This is a genomic window from Microbulbifer sp. TYP-18, from assembly GCF_040932045.1.
GTDB lineage: Bacteria > Pseudomonadota > Gammaproteobacteria > Pseudomonadales > Cellvibrionaceae > Microbulbifer.
This window is the reverse complement of record NZ_JBFRBC010000004.1, coordinates 117,638-134,843: the sequence shown is the minus strand read 5'-3', so window position 1 is coordinate 134,843 and position 17,206 is coordinate 117,638. Positions and strand designations below refer to the sequence as shown.

The window sequence follows — 17,206 nt, the reverse complement described above, 5'->3', positions numbered from 1 at the left end:
TGCCTCTCTAATGATTTTTTTATCAAACAGATAGTTTATTCAGTTCATGCGATTGATATGTTTAACTTATATTTTTTGATTAGTTGCATTTTCTGGTTTTATTGTGCAAATAAATATATTGCTTGTTGGTTTTTGAAGCAAGCACAAATTATGGGTGAGGTGCTGAATGCACAATTACGCCCATATTTGATCTGAAAATTTAAAATGAGCTGCAGATTGTATAACTTTAGGCTAATAAATATAGGCGTGATTTTGTGTTTTATTAAAAGTTTGATTTTTGTGACATTCTTGCTGCCCGTATGCAAAATTTATTTTATTACAAAAAAGTATAAGTAATCACTTGTGTTTTACCGGCAATATTCTGAAGAACTGCCAGGGTCTTATTCTTATTTGGGGCTACTCTGTAGCCGTAGTGGAGCTGGCTCTATAGGTGATATATAGTCCTGATCAATCTTCTTTAAAACCTGTAGTTGAGGAGGGGAGTTTGGTGCTGTAAGAATTATCCGTTCCAGATATGATTAATCTAAATCCAATTATTCCTAAATATATTCCTTGATGTATAAATTCGGATATCTTTTCATAATCGATAATTGGAGGAATTTGGATCAGGATGCCCGCTTTGTCTATGAGGATGCGGGCTCATAACTGAAAGTTTGCGCCAAAGGATTAACGACCGAATTTTTGAATCGACTGGCAGATTACCAGCGAATAGGGAACAGCTATACAGGATTGTGCACATTCTCCATGTGCCTGCTGTCATACCCTGCCAACCCTGGATTCAATCCACCAGCACTATGTCTCCTGAACCCCAGGAGCTAAAGGATTGTTGCTTGGGGCGGCGCAGAATAATCTCGCCGGATCCTACTGTTGAGCCCACAGCAGAATCTGAAACCAGGTTACGGCCAATAAAGTCCCCGGAGCCCATAATTCCGACAGCGAGTTTACTGACACGTCCATTGATCAAAATATCCCCGGTGCCTTTGATCCGTGCTGCCAAAGACTCTCCCGCCAGGCTATCCAGGTGCAGATCACCGGTTCCCGTGATTGAGGCTTCTCCCGTTACCATCAGAACGGTGCCCAAAGTCAGATTGCCTGTACCACTGATCTTCGCTGACAGTGAGTCGGTGGCCACCTTTGCTACGGTTAGTTCGCCAGAACCTGTTACCCTGAGCGCGAGTTTACTACTTTCAATGGTATCGGCCAGGGCTTTCCCGGAGCCACTGACTTGAATTGCTGAAACTTCGGGCAATGTCACATTAAAATGGATTGCTTGTTCATCTGTAATGGCAGCCATGCGGGATGAGTGCCGGTGTTTGGTTTGCATTCCCAGCTCGAGGGTGTCGCCGCGCACCCGGGCTCTGATATCTTTTAATGCCGCGGCCGGGCCGACCGCAATTACCTCAAAGCTGTCTCCTTGAAAGAGGTTCAAATTGGAATTTCCTTTAAGATCTACCCGATCAAAACCTTCCAGAGGAAATGGCCTAATGGTCTCGTCTTCCGCCAAAGTAGTTGTACCCCATGTGTTCGCGATGAGCGTAAGCATCAGTGCGAAGGCGGTTTGCATAGGCTTTCGGGTCATCATCTTCATTTCGCTCCCATAATTGTTCTATTTTGTCTTATTGACGCTGCGAAACCCGCTTCTGGATGCATGGGATTAATAATTAACCAGCGTGGACCCGGTGCGTCTCTTGTGTTGCTTCCTCAGACAGAGCCCCCCCCTGTGATTCGCTATAAACTGTATCTATTATTGTCGAATGTCGCCTATTCAACCCACTTGGCATGGACTTTTATTATAAGTATCGGGAATAGCTGGGTCAGGGTGGTGTATTGCGACCCATAGATTCAAAAACTAGATAAACTGCCTAACCGTACTTTTATTTTTAAATGGCTGGGTGGCGGTCAACAACAGGAATTCTGCTTCTGGTGGTAACACGCCCGCGAACCGTCGGGCTTTGGAATATTCTACCGGGAAAGGCCCTGTGCTAATTTAAGTCCAGTTGTGTATGAGATGGAAAAGTTAGTCCTTAATGGTCGCTTTTCCCTCTCCTCCAAGCCGAGTGGCAAAGTATCCGATCACCAGCCCAACGATGGCGCCTTCAGCTATAAACCAAAAGGGCGAATGTAATAGCCCTTTATCACCAAATGCGGAGATCAGTGCGGCCTGCATGGTCTTAAAAGTAAACAGGGTCAAAACAAAATTCATCCAGGCGCCTATTAAAGGCGCCCGGAACCACCATGGAAGGGGTAGCCTTAATACAGGGTGATAGGTAACCACCCCAAAGACACCAATAATGGCACCTAGCGTGGTGTACCAAAATAAAATTCCCCAGCGCAGGAACCAGTCACTTTCTGGATAAAAATATGGCAAAAAGATAAAACCGGCGAGGCCAAACAAAAAGCCAATGATTTTCCCCACCGCTATGCGGATTATTAATGACGGCTTGTCAAGCATAAGCTGATTTCCCTTTAACAGGTTATTGCAAAAGTCCTTCCGGCTTCCTCAACCCGGGTTTGCGGCGTATATCCCCTGCAAACCCTCCATTGCAAATCAAGCAGTTACACGCTTGATTTACGACCCGAACATAGTTACTTGGGGTAGCGGCCGGTTGAAAGTTACTTTTTCAGCAGCCTGTCAATAAGCCAAAGTGCCTACCCCAGTGGATCGTTTTTTGATGCTGGCGCCTAAAAATTCAAAATCTGGCGTTAAGTGCTGTGATCCGTCAGGATAAATTATAGTCTGCGCCCTTGCGCAGTTGCGGCTTAACCAGAGAACCGGCAGTAAATAACGGGCAACCACAGACGTCTATTGGGTGGAGATGGGGGTTCGCAGAGTAGCAGTTATTTCCTCTGCACGACACTGAGTGACTGTCTCGGCCAGGTCCGCGGCGGGGTCCTCCAGAAACCGTGCGGCGGCATCTTCGGCACAATTGCTGGCGGAGATCACATCGTGAGCCAGGTGCGGAAACAGCAGCCACTGGTGGTTTGGCAGCTTGCGGCGGGCTTTGTCCGCATCGTCCGCGGCCAAAACCGGGTCCAGGCCACCATGCATCAGCAGTGTGGGGACCGGTGTTTCAATGGCTTGCGACTCCGCCAGTGGTGCCGGGGGCAGGGCCCAGATACGACACTGTATCTGCAGCAGCTCCAGGTCGTGACGGGCCGACCCGCCCAGGATACCGATGTCCGCGGCATCGACGCGGGCCTGATCGAAATCGACAAAGGGGGCCTCTTCCACGCAAAAGTGGCTCACCCCGGCGGCGTCGCCAAAATAGGGGTCAAAAATTATATCCAAAAAGGTGGTCACGGCACCGGTGGCCTCTTCCGGCTCCCCTTTTTCCAACCCTTCGATAACGGCTGGTAATTTGCCGTAAAAGCGTTCGTCGTAGAGGGCCTGAAACAATACCCGCAGCAGGCGCTGTCCGGAGAGTACGAAAGGGTAGTCACCACCGGTGTAGGGGCGCTTGACGGGAATGGTTATCGGCGCCTCGTCCAGCGTTTGTACCAGGGTCTCCAGCCGGCGGCGCAAATTCGGATAGCGTTCATTGCATTGCTTGTCCGCCCGGCAGAACTCCAACCCCCGGCCATAGGCATCCACCGAGTCCTGCGCGAGTTTCTGGGTGTAGTTGATGTCGGGAAATACAGTGCTATTCAGCACCATGGCCCGCACGGATGCGGGGTAGTCGCGGGCAACGGTGAGCGCGTAACGGGAAGCATAGGAGACGCCGTAGAGGTTCAGCTGCGGCTCGCCCAGCTGTTTGCGGAGCGCTTCCACGTCCCGTGCAACCACGGCACTGTTGTATTGGGCCAGGTCGGCCTCTGCGCTCAGGCGGTTGTAGCAATGCTCCATGCTGAAGGTGAACACCCGGGTCTCCTCTTCCGGGGTAAGGTTCCGCTGAAAAGCGGTATGCGCGTCGTTGATAAACTCGGTGCAGCTCAGGCGCGGGCGCGCCATGCCGGTGCCGCGGGGGTCTATGAGAATCAGGTCCCGGCCGCTGTCGACGGTCATTTCCGCATAGTTGGCCCACAGCCATTCGCTGGCGTTTTCGGGCTCCAGTCCCAGGTTTGCCCCGGGGCCGCCGGCGCCCAGATGAAGCAGGGGCCGCTTGTCAGGGTCGCGTTTCCAGGCGAGAAAGCGGACTACTGGAAACTGGATTTTGCGGCCGGCCGGTTTGGCATAGTTTTCCGGCACTTCCATCATAAAGCACTGGGTGACAGGCCAGTTGTTTTCAGTTTCGAACCAGCAAGCAGTGGGTTTTAGTCGGGTGGTATCCGCATTCGCCTTGTTACTCGACCGGGGTTCACAGGCGGAAAGCAACAGGCCGCACAGCAGCAGGGGAGTGACGGTTAGGGTTTTGGATACGGCCATCGATTGGACTCCGAAAAGGAATTCTAGGCGCTCAGTCTGAGCCAAAGCGCGCAATAGGGGCGGACAGGTTCCACTTCAATGCAGCTAGCCGGATCCCCAGGGTGACCAGCATGGATATTCCAACCACTACTCCACCGGGGATCTTGCCATCGGCTTGCAGCAGTACCAGTACGGTACAGCCGCTCAGAGCCGCAGTAGCGTATATTTCCCTTCGCAGCAGCAGTGGGATGTCGCCCGCCAGTATGTCGCGGGTTACGCCGCCAAAAGTGCCGGTGACAACCCCAAGCACTATTGCGATCGCCGGCGAGTGGCCCATGGCCAGCACTTTTTGCGTGCCGATCACTACAAAAACCGCCAGTCCCATGGCGTCGGCGATCATCAGCAGGCGCATGGGAACCCGCAGGTATCGGATCAGATAAAAGCTGACGATACCGGTGCCGGCGGCGAGCCACAGGTAGTGACTGGCCTGGAGCCAGAACACCGGGACGTTGAGGATCAGGTCGCGGACGGTGCCGCCCCCGGTGGCGGTTACGCAGGCGAGCACCACTGCGCCAAACAAATCCATTTTTTTGTGGCCTGCAGCCAGCACGCCGGTAAATGCGAACACCACTATGCCGAACAGTTCACACCAGTACAGCAGTTGTTCCATTCTTTGGGCTCACAGGGCGGCCATTGCCGCGGCGGAAATGGCCGCGGCGATGGTGGTTGGATGAATCAGAAGAAGGCCTGCAGTCCGGTTTGGGCCCGACCCAGAATCAGCGCGTGCACATCGTGGGTGCCTTCGTAGGTATTGACGGCCTCGAGGTTCATGACGTGGCGGATCACATGGAATTCATCCGCGACGCCGTTGCCGCCGTGCATGTCCCGGGACACCCGGGCTATATCCAGCGCCTTGCCGCAATTGTTGCGTTTTACCAGGGAAATCATGGTGGGGTCGAAGTTGGTATCTTCATCCATGAGGCGACCGACGCGCAGTGATCCCTGCAGGCCCAGGGCGATTTCTGTCTGCATATCGGCGAGCTTTTTCTGGAACAGTTGGGTCTGCGCCAGCGGTCGATTGAACTGTTTGCGGTCCAGACCGTATTGGCGCGCCGCGTGCCAGCAGTACTCCGCGGCTCCCATCGCACCCCAGGAGATTCCGTAGCGGGCCCGGTTCAGGCAGCCGAAGGGCCCGCGCAGGCCGCCGATGTTGGGGAACTTGTTTTCTTCCGGAACGAAGACACCGTCCATCACTATTTCACCGGTAATGGAGGCCCGCAAGGAGAATTTGCCCTCGATTTTCGGCGCGCTGAGTCCCTCCATGCCCTGTTCCAGCACAAAGCCGCGAATCACGTCTTCGTCGTCCTTGGCCCAGACCACGAACACATCGGCGATGGGGCTGTTGGTGATCCACATCTTGGAGCCGGACAGGCGATAGCCGCCATCCACTTTCTTCGCGCGGGTTTTCATACCGCCCGGATCTGAGCCGGCATCCGGCTCAGTGAGTCCAAAACAGCCGACCCATTCACCACTGGCCAGTTTTGGCAGATACTTTTCTTTTTGCGCCTCACTGCCATAGGCCGCAATGGGGTACATCACCAGGCTGGACTGAACGCTCATGGCAGAGCGGTAGCCGGAGTCCACTCGCTCCACTTCTCTGGCCACGAGTCCGTAGGAAACATAGTTGAGGCCGGCGCAGCCATAACCTTCGATGGTCGAGCCCAGCAGTCCCAGGCTGCCCATTTCCCGCATGATTTCGCGATCGAAAACTTCGTGGCGGTTGGCCTCGAGAATACGCGGCATCAGCCGCGACTGGCAGTATTCGCGGGCGGTATCGCGAACCATTCGCTCTTCGTCACTCAACTGGCGGTCCAGCAGCAGTATATCGTCCCAGTGGGAGAGGGGCTGGTGTTTGCTCATTACTTCTCTCGTCTCATTCGTTGCTTTGTCGGTTTGAAGCGGGCCGGCGTCGCTTGGTTCGCGGGCGGGGAGGCGGAAAGCCGCCGCTGAGACCGCTGCGGCGAAGCTCCGTTGACCTCCCGATTGGCGTGACAGTCGACAGGCCGAGGGATTCAGTGTCGGGCGCATGATACCGGAGTCCCGCCCCCAAGGCACTCCCCCAGACTGGTGATAACGCGGTGCTGTGGGGCAATATCGCGCCTGCTCCCATCCTGGCAGCTCCGGCCGGAAACCAGAGCTGATGCCGTTCCGGAACAGGAGGGGCTGTAGCTAAGCCGATGGTTTACTTGAGACAGGCCCTGGGGCAGGGAAGCAAAGGTAGGGGTCAGTCGCGCCGCAGTTCGTCGCTGATGGCGATAGGGTTGGGGAAATTCAGCACCACTATGTAGGAGGACGCCAGAAAGGTAAGTATGGCAGTGGCCTGGATCAGGTGCGAGGCGGCGCTACCGATCAGGTTCTGGTTAGCAGCCAGAAAGGCGATCAGCAGGGAAAACTCGCTGATCTGGCCGAGACGGAAGCCGATATCCCAGGCCAGCACCTTGTGTTCACTCTGATTGCCCAGCAGGAAGCGAAATACCACCGGTTTGAAAGCGAGCACCGCGGCCGCGGTGATAACAGCAGGCAGAGCTATCTCGGCCAGCATGGATAGTTGGAACTGGGCTCCCAGGCTGAAGAAAAACAGAATCAGGAAAAAGTCCCGCAATGGCTTCAAGCTCAGCGCGATATACTGCGAGATCCGGCTGGTGGCCAAGGTGATTCCCGCGATAAATGCGCCTATTTCCCGTGAAAGTCCACTCACTTCCGCCAGCTCCGCCAAACCCATGCACCAGCCCAGCGCCAGCAGAAATACGTATTCGTGAAAGCGGTCAAAGCGGGTCAGCAGGGGCAGCAGCAGGAATTTCACCGTCACCCAGGCAAACAGGCTCAGCAGAGGTAGCGCGGCGAAGGACAGCGCCAGTTGTGGCAGGTCCAGTTGGTTGCTGTTGCCACTGAGAAGGATCATCAGGCAGACAATGGCGACGAAATCCTGGAACAGCAGCAGCCCCACCATCAGCTCCCCCAGATGCTTGTGGTGCAGTACTGTGGTGGGCAGCAGTTTGATGCCGATGATGGTGCTGGAAAACATCATCGCCATACCGATTACCCAGGACTCTGTCCCGCTAAAGCCAAACAGCTGACCGATGGTGAATCCCAGTGCCAGGAAAACAGCGCAACTGGCAATACCCACAAAGGTGGCTTTGCGCATTACGGAGATGAGTGCCTGGGGCTGCATGTCCAGGCCGAGGAGAAACAGCAGGAAGATAATGCCGATATTCGACATCTCCGCCAGCAGCCGCACATTGTCGATGGTGGAGAGGCCCGAGGGGCCCAGCAGAACACCCAGTGCGATATAGGCTACAAGCAGCGGCTGGCGCCCATATAGCGCCAGCGAGGCCAGCACGGCGGCACCGCTAAAAATCAGGAAAAACGACTGGAAGAGAGAGGTTTCCGCCACCGGCTTTCCTTGTGTTAGCGCAGCCAGGGATGATGCCGCCGTCGCCACTCAGCGGCCTTACGGCGCAGCGCCGGCTCAGCCTCCGGCCACTGAAATCAACGGTCCAAGCTGTGCTGGCTGGGGAGCGCCACAGTGGGCTGAGCACTCTGGCTGGCCGCCATCACTCCGATGCCGACGGGACAAAGAACTCACAACCGGCGCCGCCTCGGGTTTCATTATGCACCGCTGAGGCCCTGACGAAAACCGGGGCCACAACTGACGGCAGCTCGGTACAGGTGAGGGGCTGTCAGAGATCAAACCAGCGCAGGTCTTCCGCCTGTGGCGACAGAATAGGTTTCTGGCAGATTTCCCCTTCCGGTTCCAGCATCGTCTCCCTCGCCTGTCGCAGAAATTTCTTTAAATCGGTTTCCACCTTGACCCCTTCGCTGGCGGCGGTGGCACTGCCGTCCAGGCGCAATCGCAAAGTGGGTTCTGCCGGCCGGCCCTGGTAGCGCCATACCCCGGCCACCACATCGTATTGGTAGTAGGGCAGCAACCGGTAGCCCAGCTCTGCAATCAGCTCCACGGCTTCAAGCAGATAATCGGCAGTTTCCTGATCCAGAAAATAGTTGAAGTTGAGCCTTACCCAGCCGGGCTTCAGCAAACTCTCCCCGGCACTCACCACTTTTTCCAGCGACTCACTCTGTTCCGGTGTCAGGTGCAACAGGTAGTGACCGTAGGGGCCGGCGCAGGAGCAGCCGCCGCGCACCTGTATCCCAAACAGGTCATTGAGCAGTGCGACCACAAAGCCGTGATGGAGTGGCCGGCCATCCCTGAGGATATGCAGCGAGACAATGCCCACCCGGGGCATTTCCGTACCGCCGAGAATCTCGATGTTGGGGTTGTCCCGCCAGCGCCCGAAGGCGCGCTGCAGCCAGTGGCGCTCGCGGGCCTCAATTTCCTCGGCACCGACCATGTCCTTGAGTTCGAAAACCAGGCCGGCACGGATTGATTCCACTATGGCGGGCGTGCCCGCCTCCTCGCGCCGCTCCCCGGCGGGCAGGTAGGTGTGCTTGTCGGGCCCCACCCAGGATACGGTACCGCCGCCGGTGACGGCGGGAAACTCCTGTGGCAGCAGGGATTTGCGTACCACCAGGATGCCCGGTGTACCCGGCCCCCCGACAAATTTGTGCGGGGAGAGGAAGAGGGCATCTTTGCGCGTGCTGTCGCCGTCCCCGGTCACGTCGATGGCGATATAGGGCCCGGCCGCGGCATAGTCCCAGAAGGATAGGGCTCCGTGTTCGCGCAGCAGTCGCGTCACCGCATCCACATCAGTGCGTATGCCGGTGACGTTGGACGCGGCGGAAAAGCTGCCCACCCGCAGTGGCCGCTCCCGATAGCGCTGCAGTGCCTCGTGCAGGGCGCCCAGGTCCACAGCGCCGTGCTCATCCTGGGGGATGGTAACCACGTCGGCGATGCTCTCCCGCCATGGCAGGTCATTGGAATGGTGTTCGTAGGGCCCGATAAAGACCACCGGTCGCAGCTGCTCGGGGATCTGCGGGTTTTCCGCACCAAAGCGATCATAGTGCGCGGGCCGCATACCCAGGCTGTCCACCAGGCGGTTGACGCCTGCAGTGGCGCCGGAGCCGCAGAAGATCACCGCGTACTCCTGGTCCGCATTGACGGATCTGCGCACCGAGGCGCGCGCCTGCTCGCGAAAGCCGTTGGTTCTGCGTCCGGTGGCGGAGGTTTCGGTGTGCGTGTTGGCGTACCAGGGTAGAACCTGTGTGCGGATGGTGTCTTCGATAAAGGAGAGACTTCGGCCCGAAGCGGTATAGTCGGCGTAAATCAGCGGTCTTACGCCAAAAGGCGTGGAGAGCGGCTGGCGTTCGCCGATAACACTGGAGCGGATACGTGCGAGAAGGGCTTCACAGTCGGCCATGACTACCTCGAATACTGCGGCACGGATGTGACTCCGTGCCTTCGGATTTATCTTGTTTTGTGCGGGTGTGTAATCGAGCTGGCTCCACTCAGTCGCCGGGGGGAATAGGCAGCTCCGTTGTGCTTTTGATCTGCTCCAAGGCGAAGTTGGACACTATGTCACTGATGCCGACCTGGCGGATCAGCTCTTTGTAAAAGCGATCATAGGCGGCGATGTCACTGACCACCACCCGCAGCAGATAGTCGTAATCACCGGCCATCCGGTGGCAATCCACCACCTCCGGCAGTTCCGCCATTCGCGCGGCAAACTGTTCCGCCCACTCCGGGGTATGTTCACCGGTTTTTACCTGGGCGAACACAGATACCGACAGGCCCAGGATCTCTGCGTTCAGCAGCGCCACCTTGCGCCGAATAATGCCACTTTTTTCCAACTTCTGTACCCGGCGCCAGCAGGGCGTCTTGGTGAGACCTACCCGCTCGGCCAGCTCTTCGATGGAGAGGCTAACATCTGCCTGCAATATGGCAAGAAGTTGTCGATCAATCCGGTCTATTGAGGACATTGTTCTACAAAGCTCCCTAAACCGCGGGGCCATGTTTCCTGTAATGTCGAGTTTCACGCCTTCAGTGGCAAAATATACCCCGGTGAAGTCAAGGCTGGCGGGAGCGTCCGAGTTGTCGCGGACTCCCGGACTCTCTCTCCAGTCACCGTTGTAACGATAATCTCAGGGAAGCGCTATTGGTAGCCCGCATTTCCTTCCCGGCACAGGGGGCGCTGGCCGCAGCCTGGAGCCGGAGCCAGTGGTCGCCGGCCCCGGAGGAGGCTCAAGCGGCGTCTTTGGGCGGGAAACGCGGTTCGAACAGGCCGAGTTCCATGGCCTGCTGCACCCTGCTCATCAGGTCTATCTCGGTCAGCTCCTGCAACTGCTGCAGGCTGTCGAGGACGTAATAGATGGGTTGCACTATATCGATGCGGTAGGGTGTTCTGAGCGCGGTGAGGGCGTCAAAGGGAAAGCGTTCCGGTTCGTCGCTGAACGCGTAGAGGGTCTCCTTGGGCGATGAAAGAATACCGCCGCCGTAGATCCTCAACCCAGCGGGGGTCTGCACCAGACCGAATTCCACCGTAAACCAGTACAGGCGGGCCAGATAGGCGCGTTCCTTGGGTGTGGCTTTGAGGCCCAGCTGTCCGTATTTTTGCGTGAAATTGGCGAAGGCGGGATTGGTGAGCATGGCGCAGTGGCCAAAAATCTCGTGGAAGATATCCGGCTCCTGCAGGTAGTCGAACTCTTCCGGCGAGCGGATAAAGGTCGCCACGGGGAACTTGCGTTCCGCCAGCAGGGAGAAAAACGTTTCGAAACCGATCAGGGCCGGGACCCGCGCCACCTGCCAGCCGGTCTCCCGGTGCAGAACAGCGCTGATGTCGTCCAGTTGCGGAATGCGGTCACGGGGCAGATCCAGCAGCTCCAGGCCGTGGATATATTCGTCGCAGGCGCGTCCGGAGACAACCTCCAGTTGGCGCTCGATCAGGCGCTGCCAGGTTTGATGCTCAAGCTCCGGGTAGGCGATAAAGCCATCGGCCGAGGGTTCCCGCGCTACATACTTACTGGCTTTCTTGCCGCCACTTTGCGGTTTCTTGTTCATTGAGCACTCTCCTCCTGTCCGGTGCAGGTTCTTTTATGTTGTTCTCATCCGGTATTTTTAGGTCGTTAGTACCCAAAGGGGAGTTCAGTGGCGCTGCACTGGCCAGACAGGTGGTGCCAAGGTTAAACTTTTTGTAAACATATGTTTACATCAGCTTATGAGAATAGACATTACTTGTGAAAATCGTGTGGGTATATTGCAGGAAATTATGCATATATTCGCCGATTATCGGATAAACATAGTTTCTGGAGAGTTAGGTGGCGACAGCGGCGACAAGGTCTACCTTGCCGCACCGGGTATGCTGGACACCCAGTACCGGGCAATCGAGCAGTCGCTGTTGCGGGTCTGGGGCCTCAAGCGGGTGCGCCGAATCGACCTGATTCCGTCGGAGAGACGCCATTTTGAACTGGACACTCTGCTTCGGCATGTGGCTGAACCGGTGCTGTCAGTGGATCGCGAGGGGCGCGTAATTGCGGCGAATCTGGCCGCGGCACGCGCCTTTGGGGTCAGTCTGGACCGTGTGCCGGGACTGCAGCTGCAGCGGTTTCTGCCCCTGCTCCAGGTGGCACCGCTGCTGCGGGATTTTACTGTGCCCCGCTACGGTATTCCGGTCACTCTGCGCGGACGCGATTACCACCTGGAGTGGACGCCCATTGCCGTGGCCGACTCCCCCGGGCAGGTGGAATCGCTGGCGGGCGCGGTGCTGACCATGCAAGCTGTGCCTGCACCCGGCCCCGTTTTCCCCGCGCCGGACCCAGTGGCCCTGTGGGATTTTGACCTGCGTCGGGACTGTTGTTTGAAGTTGCAGGAGCTGGCTTCACTTAATGCGCCGCTGTTGATACGCGGCGAGCGCGGAAGCGGCAAAAGCACTTTTGCCAGTGCTTCGCACCACCTGTCGCCACTGGCCGCCAGTGGAGAGTGTGTGCAGTGGTGGCTGGCGGATGGTGATGGTCAGCCGCACTGGCCCCAGTCAGGGACGGTGATTATCGAGGATCTGGAGCGCCTGACAGAGGCGCAACAATTACAATTGGCCAGGCAGTTGCCGCAACTGCCGGTATCCCTGCGCATTGTCGCCACCTGCCGTCACATCGACGGCCTGGCCCCGGTCCTGGTGCAGTTTTTCTCCGGCCTGACACTGCAGCTGCCGCCACTGCGGAATATGCGACCGGCACTGGCCCGGTTTGCGGAGACCCTGTTGCGCACCGGGGAGGGTGTCTCAGGGGAGCTGCAGAAGGCGGTGACAGAGCGCCTCGCCGAGCACGACTGGCCGGACAACTTCGCTGGCCTGCGGGACTTTCTGCTGGCCGCATCGAGCGCCTGCCGCCGTCGGGGCGGCGCGGCGATTCAGCTGGAGGACCTGCCGGACCTGCAGCCGCAAACTCTGGGGCCCTGGAGGGAGTGGGCGCGGGGGCTGGGTTACCGGGACATCATGGACAGGGTCGAACGGGAGTTGTTACAGGACCTCTGTCGCGGGTGCCACTCCACCCGGGACCTGGCCCGCAGGTTGGGCATCTCTCATACAGCGGTGGCCAACAAGCTGCGCAAGCACGGCCTGACGCCGGCCCGGTAATGGAATAGTGCAAAGCAAGTGGAGCTATCTTTCGATCCGCCCCAGCAGCATATCTTTGAACATGACAAAGTCCCCCCACAGGCTGTAGAGAGGATATTTGAATGTGGCGGGGCGGTTGTGTTCAAAAAAGAAATGCCCGACCCAGGCAAAGCCGTAACCGGCGAGGGGCAGCGTTGCCAGCCACAGGAAATTGGCGCTGGCGAAGGCGGTGACGGTCAGTAGGATCACCAGTGCAGTGCCGACAAAATGCAGGCGCCGGCAGGTGAGATTGCGGTGCTGGTGCAGGTAGAAAGGATAAAACTCGGAGAAAGAGCGAAATTGCTTTTCCCCGTTGGATGCGCTCTGGGGCTGTTGGGAACTGGCTTTCATGGATAACCGCCTTGTTGTTTTTGGATGATTATCTCGCGTCAGTCTAAGCGCAAACGAAGTCCTCTCCAAGCCGGGAAGGGCAGCACCTTGCACCGCATTCACGCGGCAACTGATTTAGTTGTCGGATGAATAATCTGGTAGGCTGCGGCAAATTTTGCGTTAGCAGTGGGGAAGTCATGTCCGGGCCTTTGTCGCAACTGAAAGTTCTCGATCTCAGCCGGATTCTCGCCGGGCCCTGGGCCAGCCAGGTCCTGGCGGACTTTGGTGCCGAGGTGATTAAAGTGGAGCGGCCGCAGCGGGGCGATGACACCCGCCACTGGGGCCCCCCCTACCTGCGGGATGAGCAGGGCGCGGACACGGCGGATGCGGCCTACTATCTGAGTGCCAACCGGGGCAAGAAATCCATCACCATTGATATCACCTCGGAAGGGGGCCAGGCCCTGGTGCGGGAGCTGGCTGCCGAGTGCGATATTCTGCTGGAGAATTACAAGGTTGGTGGATTGCAGAAGTATGGCCTGGACTATGCTTCTATCCGCACCCTGAATCCCAGGCTGGTGTACTGTTCGATTACCGGTTTTGGCCAGACGGGGCCCTATGCGGGTCGCGCCGGTTACGACGCCATGATCCAGGGCATGGGGGGACTGATGAGTATCACCGGGGTACCCGAGGGGGAGCCCGGTGCCGGTCCGCAAAAGGTGGGCGTCGCGGTGGCGGACCTGATGACGGGCATGTACGCGGTATCCTCAATACTGGCGGCCATAGTGCATCGGGACAAGACCGGGCAGGGGCAGCATATCGACCTGGCGCTGCTGGATACCCAGGTGGCCTGGCTGGCCAATCAGGCGCAAAACTATCTCGTCGCCGGACAAACGCCGCAGCGACAGGGTACTGCCCACCCCAATATTGTTCCCTACCAGGCGGTGCCATCCAGCGACGGCTATTTCATGCTGGCTGTGGGCAATGATGAGCAGTTCAAACGTTTCTGCAGTATTGCCGGGCTGGATCAGCTGGCGGAGAACCCCGCCTATGCCACCAATGCAGCGCGGGTGTTGGCCCGCGAGCGGCTGATTCCGCTGATCGAGGAGGCCACACGCGGGCGGCCGTCCGCCTGGTGGCTGGAAGAACTCAGTGCAGCCCAGGTCCCCTGTGGTCCTATCAACGACCTGGAGCAGGTATTCGCCGACCCTCAGGTGCGGGCCAGGGGTATGGTCATCGAGCAGAAGCACCCGGCGGCCGGCAAGGTGCGCACTGTGCGAAACCCGGCGGTTTTTTCCGAATCCCCGCTGGAATACGAGCTGGGCCCGCCGCTGCTGGGTGAGCACACCGATGAAGTGTTGCGGGAGCTGTTGCACAAGGACGACGACACTATCGCATCCCTGCGCGCTAAGGGCGTGGTCTAGCAGGTTGTTGAAAAAGGCATCCTGCCTGTTTTAAAACACGAAAAGCGAAAAATGTGATTTTCGCTTTTCTCCCAAAATCAACGAGTTAGGCGTCGCCGATTTTGCTGGAACATCCATATTCCGGTACCAGGCGTCGAAATTCTTCGAATTTCAACAGGCCCTAGCTTCTCATACCGGGGCGTTTGGACCTAACTCACCGGGTCGGGAGGGGCTTTTGTCCACAAACTGCTAGCCTGAAAGACAGTATGCGCCGCAGCGCCAACAGAAGGGAGGCTTTCACGCCGCCGGTGTGGAAGCCTGGCGAATATGAAGGGACAGCACAGGCCGGTTGAGAATGCGCTTTACATCCAGCTGTGGGCAAAGCGTATCCGGGTGACGGATATAGGTACAGGCGGGATCGTCGACGAGGCGCCGTTGCTGGCGGTACAGGTATCCAAGAACCGGCGCAAAGTCGTCGCCTGGGGGAACCGCGCCTCTTCCGTGCCGGGCCATGGGGTGGAGGTCATCAACCCTTTTTTACATCCGCGTTCCCTGCTGGTGGAACCGGAAGTCGCACAGAAACTTCTCGCACTGATTTTCGCCCGTCTCGGGAGCGGTGGCCTGTTGCCGCCGTCGCCATTGGTAGTGATTCAGCCGATGGAGAAAAACGAGGGCGGTTTGACGGCGGTGGAGCTACTGGGGTTTGAGCATCTGTGCTTGCGGGCCGGCGCGCGCAAGGTCTACGTCTACCAGGGGCCGGAGCTGACCCGCCACACCTTTGACCTCGACAAGGTGGTGGCGGCCAGCCCGCGTCCGGCATCCGATGGGGAAGGCGGTGGCAGTTCCCGGACCCAGTGGGTCTGGATCCTGATCTGGTTTGTCATAATCGCCGCGACCATGATCGCCCAGCACTTCTAGTCGCCCCCTGACACAAAACTTTGGTTTAGAAAGTGGCGTTTTTTGGCGTTCGCGGAAAGGGGATTACATCGCGAATATTGCCCATGCCGGTGATATAGGAAACGATGCGATCGAAACCCAGGCCGAAGCCCGCGTGGGGCACGGTACCGTAGCGACGCAGGTCGCGGTACCAGTCCAGGTGTTCCCTGGGAATTGCCATCTCATCCATGCGCTCGTCCAGCTTTTCCAGGCGCTCCTCCCGCTGTGCGCCGCCGATAATCTCGCCGATGCCCGGGGCCAGCACATCCATGGCTGCTACGGTTTTGCCATCGTCGTTCAGGCGCATGTAGAAAGCCTTGATATCCTTGGGGTAGTTCAACACTATCACCGGCTTTTGAAAATGCTTTTCGGCCAGGTAGCGTTCGTGCTCCGAGGCCAGGTCTATGCCCCAGGCCACCGGGAATTCAAATTTTTCATCGCACTTTTCCAGAATCTCGATAGCTTCCGAGTAGTTGATGCGGGCGAAGTCATTGTCGATGATGTTTTCCAGCCGTGAAATAGCCTCTTTGTCGATGCGCTGGGCAAAGAAGGCCATATCGTCGGCGCGCTCCTCCAGCACCGCCTGGCAAACAAACTTGAGCATTTTTTCCGCCAGATGGGCGATGTCCGCCAGTTCCGCGAACGCCAATTCCGGCTCCACCATCCAGAACTCCGCCAGGTGGCGGGTGGTGTTGGAGTTTTCCGCGCGGAATGTGGGTCCGAAAGTGTAGACCCTGGACAGCGCCAGACAGTAGGCTTCGACATTCAACTGGCCGGATACGGTGAGAAAGGTTTCCTGGCCAAAGAAGTCCCGGCCAAAGTCGATGTCACCTTTTTCGGTGCGCGGCAGGTTTTGCAGATCCAGGGTGCTGACGCGAAACAACTCACCGGCGCCCTCGCAATCGGAGGCGGTGATGATCGGTGTGTGTATCCAGTTAAAGCCCTGCTGGTGAAAAAAGCGGTGGATCGCCTGGGCGATACAGTTGCGCACCCGCACCACTGCGCCGCCGACATTGGTGCGGGGGCGCAGGTGTGCATGTTCCCGCAGGTGTTCCATGGTGTGCCGCTTGGGGGACATGGGGTAGGTGTCCGGGTCGTCCACCCAGCCCACCACATGCACCGTCTCCGCCAGTAATTCGATGGACTGGCCCTTGCCCTCCGAGGGCTTGACAGTGCCTTCGATATCCACGGCGCAGCCGGTGGTCAGGCGCCGTATATCTGACTGGTAATTGTTGATGGAGCTTTCGACCACCACCTGCAGGGGATCAAAACAGCTGCCGTCGTGCACTGCCACAAACGACAGTCCCGCCTTGGAATCGCGCCGGGTTCTCACCCAGCCCTGGATACGCACCCGCTGGCCTTCCCGGTCAGTGGATTTCAAAAGAGTGTCTATGGACTCAACTTGCATTGTTTTGGTTTACCTGATCTCTCGCTGCAATAGAGGCACTGCTGGCAGTCCACCAGCGGCGCCCGCGCCGGGTTACGGCGGGCATATTGACGTTTTGGCGGGCTTAAATCCAGCCCCAAATGAAAGGACGGAAGAGAAGAGGGGAGAGACGCCGCCGCGCGGAGCGGCGACCTTGTTGTGCCTTGGCGCC

At 57.7% G+C, this 17,206-nt stretch carries 14 protein-coding genes; 3 read left to right on the top strand and 11 right to left on the bottom strand.

What is annotated here, in order from left to right; genetic code table 11:
- Positions 1-778 precede the first annotated feature (778 nt).
- From ABVT36_RS06385 to phhA, 9 genes are all read right to left on the bottom strand, one after another.
- Positions 779-1,588: a DUF2807 domain-containing protein gene (locus ABVT36_RS06385; RefSeq protein ID WP_368455808.1), complete on the bottom strand. Its 810-nt coding sequence runs from the start codon at positions 1,586-1,588 to the stop codon at positions 779-781.
- Between the two features lie 429 nt (positions 1,589-2,017).
- The gene (locus ABVT36_RS06380) at positions 2,018-2,452 is read right to left on the bottom strand and encodes a hypothetical protein (protein ID WP_368455807.1); all 435 of its coding nucleotides are present in this window, start codon (positions 2,450-2,452) and stop codon (positions 2,018-2,020) included.
- A gap of 351 nt (positions 2,453-2,803) precedes the next feature.
- Positions 2,804-4,363 (bottom strand): alpha/beta fold hydrolase, encoded by a 1,560-nt coding sequence (locus tag ABVT36_RS06375; RefSeq protein ID WP_368455806.1) that lies wholly within the window; start codon positions 4,361-4,363, stop codon positions 2,804-2,806.
- Between the two features lie 31 nt (positions 4,364-4,394).
- Positions 4,395-5,012 carry a trimeric intracellular cation channel family protein gene (locus ABVT36_RS06370; RefSeq protein WP_367151032.1) on the bottom strand — a complete coding sequence of 206 codons (618 nt, stop codon included), beginning with the start codon at positions 5,010-5,012 and terminating at the stop codon, positions 4,395-4,397.
- 65 nt (positions 5,013-5,077) lie between these two features.
- Positions 5,078-6,262, bottom strand: a complete 1,185-nt coding sequence (locus ABVT36_RS06365) for an acyl-CoA dehydrogenase (protein ID WP_368455805.1) — start codon at positions 6,260-6,262, stop codon at positions 5,078-5,080.
- 364 nt (positions 6,263-6,626) lie between these two features.
- A complete protein-coding gene (locus ABVT36_RS06360) occupies positions 6,627-7,796 on the bottom strand; it encodes a cation:proton antiporter (RefSeq protein WP_368455804.1) in 1,170 nt (389 codons plus the stop codon).
- 286 nt (positions 7,797-8,082) lie between these two features.
- Positions 8,083-9,717 (bottom strand): aminotransferase class V-fold PLP-dependent enzyme, encoded by a 1,635-nt coding sequence (locus ABVT36_RS06355; RefSeq protein WP_368455803.1) that lies wholly within the window; start codon positions 9,715-9,717, stop codon positions 8,083-8,085.
- Between the two features lie 88 nt (positions 9,718-9,805).
- Positions 9,806-10,276 (bottom strand): Lrp/AsnC family transcriptional regulator, encoded by a 471-nt coding sequence (locus ABVT36_RS06350; protein WP_367151036.1) that lies wholly within the window; start codon positions 10,274-10,276, stop codon positions 9,806-9,808.
- Between the two features lie 262 nt (positions 10,277-10,538).
- Positions 10,539-11,354, bottom strand: coding sequence for a phenylalanine 4-monooxygenase (phhA, locus tag ABVT36_RS06345; RefSeq protein WP_368455802.1), 816 nt, complete (start codon positions 11,352-11,354; stop codon positions 10,539-10,541).
- Between the two features lie 208 nt (positions 11,355-11,562).
- Between phhA and ABVT36_RS06340 the strand changes: the two genes are divergently transcribed.
- A complete protein-coding gene (locus tag ABVT36_RS06340; RefSeq protein WP_368455801.1) occupies positions 11,563-12,924 on the top strand; it encodes a TyrR/PhhR family helix-turn-helix DNA-binding protein in 1,362 nt (453 codons plus the stop codon).
- A gap of 24 nt (positions 12,925-12,948) precedes the next feature.
- Here ABVT36_RS06340 and ABVT36_RS06335 read toward each other — a convergent pair whose 3' ends face one another.
- Positions 12,949-13,293, bottom strand: coding sequence for an Mpo1-like protein (locus ABVT36_RS06335; protein WP_367151041.1), 345 nt, complete (start codon positions 13,291-13,293; stop codon positions 12,949-12,951).
- A gap of 176 nt (positions 13,294-13,469) precedes the next feature.
- Between ABVT36_RS06335 and ABVT36_RS06330 the strand changes: the two genes are divergently transcribed.
- Together ABVT36_RS06330 and ABVT36_RS06325 are read left to right on the top strand one after the other, a co-directional pair.
- Positions 13,470-14,693 (top strand): CaiB/BaiF CoA transferase family protein, encoded by a 1,224-nt coding sequence (locus ABVT36_RS06330; RefSeq protein ID WP_368455800.1) that lies wholly within the window; start codon positions 13,470-13,472, stop codon positions 14,691-14,693.
- Positions 14,694-14,999: 306 nt separating this feature from the next.
- On the top strand, positions 15,000-15,590 hold the full coding sequence (locus ABVT36_RS06325; RefSeq protein ID WP_368455799.1) for a hypothetical protein: 591 nt from the start codon (positions 15,000-15,002) through the stop codon (positions 15,588-15,590).
- Positions 15,591-15,615: 25 nt separating this feature from the next.
- Here ABVT36_RS06325 and asnS read toward each other — a convergent pair whose 3' ends face one another.
- Positions 15,616-17,016, bottom strand: coding sequence for an asparagine--tRNA ligase (gene asnS / locus ABVT36_RS06320; RefSeq protein WP_368455798.1), 1,401 nt, complete (start codon positions 17,014-17,016; stop codon positions 15,616-15,618).
- Between the last annotated feature and the right edge of the window lie 190 nt (positions 17,017-17,206).